Consider the following 3,757-nt stretch of genomic DNA (forward strand, 5'->3'; position numbering starts at 1 on the left):
CGGCACGTCCCCGTGCACTTCCTGCAGCAGGCGGAACCCTTCCCAGACAAACCGGGTGGTGACAAGCTTACCGGTTGGCTGCCCGCCCAGCATCTGGTGTCGCATTTTGCTGATGCGGCGACCGAGCAGATCGTAGCGGAAACTTACCTGCGTCTGCGGTTTGTTGCGGTTCCTCGGGTTTGGCCGTTATCCTTCTCTACGGTGCGAGCATGGATATTATTATGCCAGCGAATACCATTCAGCTGCGTCAGGCGGTTGTGCGTAACCTTCTCAGCAGAACCTTCAAGCGGTTTACCGGCAGCATCCCAGCGCCACTGCTCCTGCCCGGGTAGCGTGCCGTCCTGAACAAGCAAACGCCCGACCCTTTCGTATTGCCAGCGGTACCAGCTGAACGGGTTATCATCCCGATCTTCCCGTACCAGGTTATTGCGGTAGTCGTAATCCCAGTGGCGGGACTCGCATCGTGGTGTCGGACGCTGGGCATTGCCGGTAAAGACGTCCCGGCGATGCAGTCGACCAAAATAGTCGTACTCGTTGCGGGTGGTCAGCGCCCCCTGCGTGCAGAATGGAAAAATTGCACTGTTAAAGATGGCGACATACTAAACTTCCTGAGTAAAGTTTAAATAGTTTCAGTTGTGTCTTGAGACTCTCTTTACCTTATGGCATTTACAAATAACCAACGCCATATCTTGATTTTTTATTGAAAGATCAACTAAGGTGTATATAGTGAATCCTGAAAGTGAGTAATTCATCTCGCCATAAATCCAATTTTTACAAAATTATTATCTAACTATTCTTTATGCATTTCATTATACATTTCTCTTTTTTAGACACATTTTTAAAAGATGTACAAAGAAGATTATTATTTCATTTAGAAAAAAGGGATTAATCCGAGTTTTTATCTCGTATACCAAATAAGGCAGTCATCTATAATAAATTTAAATATCACTATTGGACAATATGACTTCCGTTACATGAATGGATAACTCATATATGTAATGTACGATTTATTACCATCAGAGATTAAGATCCCATCCAATATATATCCCACAATCAAAGGATCTTTCATTTGATTGCACTGTTATCTCTCCCCATTCATAAGTCCATTTTGTTCCATATGGAGGCTTATTTATCTTTCCCATATTGTTTCTGGAAAATTTATTTTGAACCCATTCTGTCAATCGTCTTTCTTCCTCTTCTAGATTTTTTAACGATGCCCTCTTATCCCAATCTTTGAGTGATTGATAAAAATCTCCGTCTTTACTTGTAAGAAAAAGAGATGGGTTAAATGAGAAAATTGCTGGTCTGAACTCTACGATAAAGTTCTGCCCTTCCCATTCAATATCATTTTTCGAAAAATAAAATTTACCTATCTTAGTGAATTGCGGATGGGTTTTGTAAAATTCAGATGAAGTGAATGTTTCAAAAGAGCTAAGTTCAATAGGATAACCATCAATTTTAACATTCCCATTTTTAACATTAAATGTCATCTTCTTCATATATCTATAATCTTACCAGGAATTAATTTACCTCTTGCTTCTTCAGGTATGTAAAACTGCCCCCCCCTTTCCGGATTGAGGATTCGCCGTTGCACAACCCCTAGAAACAAATATATCCTTAATACATAATATTCCCTAACTTTGGTTCCTATAGGGAAATCTGAGTTAAGTGTCACTTGTGACACCTCATGATATCCTAATGAATCACCTTTAGATTGCCTAATCTGTAGTATGAGTTATGGTGTATGCAGGTAACTGATCACCATTTGAATGCAATGCATAGAGGATCGTTCTTTTTTAAGCGTTCTGTTCGAGTAACTATCAATACCTTTATAATCTTTATTATGAGGTCCTTGCCACTTACCACATTAGCACCATCAACTTCGCGATAAACATTCCAGTATTCATTACCATGAATATGAGGTTGAGAGGAAATCTGGACGTTATCTTTCAACACATTCGGTAAGTTTATGGAGTCATAGCGCCAGCGAATGCCACAAAGTCGTCTGTGGTTTGTTAGCATAACCTTAAATACCGAACATCAATAAAATTTATATGATACTTTTTGTTAAGAAAATAATCTGTAATCTTTATAGCAGCGTACACTAATGCACTGTAAGAGGTATACATATTGTTCTATTGACAACATGCGTACCGTAAAGTTATTAACAGTCCATAACCTGGTTTTTTAGAATCGAGGGTTCCACAGCGGATTCATTATTCAAATCCTAACACCCTCGATTGTGGTCGAACATTAACATTTTAAATCGAATATATTAAATTAAATAATTTCCGATCTTCACCTTCAGGTCCGAATTTATATTCATCACCAACTAACCTCAGTATTTTTTCTTCATCTACAAAGAAACCTCTGTATACTATAGCGGAAATTACCCTTCCAAATATATCTAAAGAAACGTGTCTTCTCAATGTTTTAAGATCTGCTAAATTATCTCTAAGAATATAATAAGCGTAATTCATTAGAATGAAGTTGGATATTAATAAATTTTTTGTAGATTGATACTTATCAAAACACTGCTCCAAAGCTTTATATATTATTTTTTTAGATTTTTTATATACATTAATAAAATTGCCAGGATCGATAAGATAGCAATTTTTATCATTAAACAACAGGTGATTATCTTCGTTATTCGCAACAAACAAAAAATTCAATACCGATGATTGATAGTATTTTATAGCCTTAATATCTCCAAAGTTTTTCTTTTTTTCAAATTGTGCATAAAATTGCTCAAGCAATGATAATACAGTTACATTGCCATGCTGAACAGTATTTATACAGAGCCCATCATTAGTAATGCATAGTAAATTATAAGAGTCATCATCCATGCCCATTTCAAAACACAAAAACCTTAAAAAAAAGTCTTTTGCTTTTATTGCGTAATCTTCTTTGCTGTTTTTTAAGGAAAGAAGTTGATGTATATAAAATAATATAACGATATCTTTATCTATACGCTGTCGATTATCTATTTGAAACAGATAACCTAATCGAGAAAGAAAAACTTCAAATGCATATTTCCCTTCTTCACTTAGGCCTAGCTTCTTTAATGCACGCTGTAACATAACCTTAGGAAAGCAAGTTTGCCAACGACTCAACTCTGCATACTTCCCATTTTCTTTTTTAAAATAAACGGGAAAAAGGTCTGGTTCATCTTGAACATAGACATAATTTCCAAAACTTTCAATCTCTGCTCTCGCATTAGTGAAGTGTTCAATTTTATGTAGATACATTTCAAAAATCATTAAGTAATCCTCTTACCACATTTCTTCCAATTACCTTTAGCATCTTTCTTTTCAATCTGGAATGAAGTGATTTTATCATTAAAACGAGAAAGGATATTTTTACCGATGCCCCTTGCTCCAGGTTCATTTCTCTTTGATAGAACTCCATCTTTCAGCCCGGTTTCTTTGTAATCAACTTTTGATATATCACTATGTTGATTAAGAAGCTCAACCCCAGAGTCATTTACGGTCATAACGGCACGATACTTTTCATTTCCAGGGTTAAACCCTGGTCGGCTATCATGATTAACCCATATGGCTTTTTCACCACGATTATTAGAAACCAATCCGCCTTTACCATCGCGTTCAGAAGCTGATGCAATCGCTTCATCTTTACTCATATAGCGTATAACTTCCTCTTGTTTTAATCCCAGAGGGTCTATACGGGTTAAACTATTTGCACCATACTGGTAAAGGTTTATCCCCCCCGCCAGCCCTATCGGGTCCTGCTGCGTAAA

The 3,757-nt window shown here is 37.1% G+C and carries 2 protein-coding genes and 2 pseudogenes; all 4 read right to left on the reverse strand.

Annotation, left to right across the window (positions count from 1 at the left end; genetic code table 11):
* Nucleotides 1-560, reverse strand: a pseudogene (locus QLG09_RS22175) (type IV secretion protein Rhs); the annotation flags it as partial.
* Between the two features lie 456 nt (nt 561-1,016).
* Nucleotides 1,017-1,499 (reverse strand): hypothetical protein, encoded by a 483-nt coding sequence (locus QLG09_RS22180; RefSeq protein WP_044867402.1) that lies wholly within the window; start codon nt 1,497-1,499, stop codon nt 1,017-1,019.
* A gap of 762 nt (nt 1,500-2,261) precedes the next feature.
* Nucleotides 2,262-3,260 (reverse strand): hypothetical protein, encoded by a 999-nt coding sequence (locus QLG09_RS22185; RefSeq protein WP_049022422.1) that lies wholly within the window; start codon nt 3,258-3,260, stop codon nt 2,262-2,264.
* A pseudogene (locus QLG09_RS22190) lies at nt 3,260-3,757 on the reverse strand (type IV secretion protein Rhs); the annotation flags it as partial. The gene QLG09_RS22185 and the pseudogene QLG09_RS22190, both read right to left, overlap by 1 nt.

Origin of the sequence: Enterobacter sp. V89_11, assembly GCF_029967775.1 — a bacterium.
Taxonomy (GTDB): Bacteria; Pseudomonadota; Gammaproteobacteria; order Enterobacterales; family Enterobacteriaceae; genus Enterobacter; species Enterobacter ludwigii.

Bases quoted from the DNA above. Each gene is read 5' to 3' on its own strand.
- QLG09_RS22180 (WP_044867402.1), bottom strand. From the start codon at position 1,499: ATGAAGAAGATGACATTTAATGTTAAAAATGGGAATGTTAAAATTGAT.
- QLG09_RS22185 (WP_049022422.1), bottom strand. From the start codon at position 3,260: ATGATTTTTGAAATGTATCTACATAAAATTGAACACTTCACTAATGCG.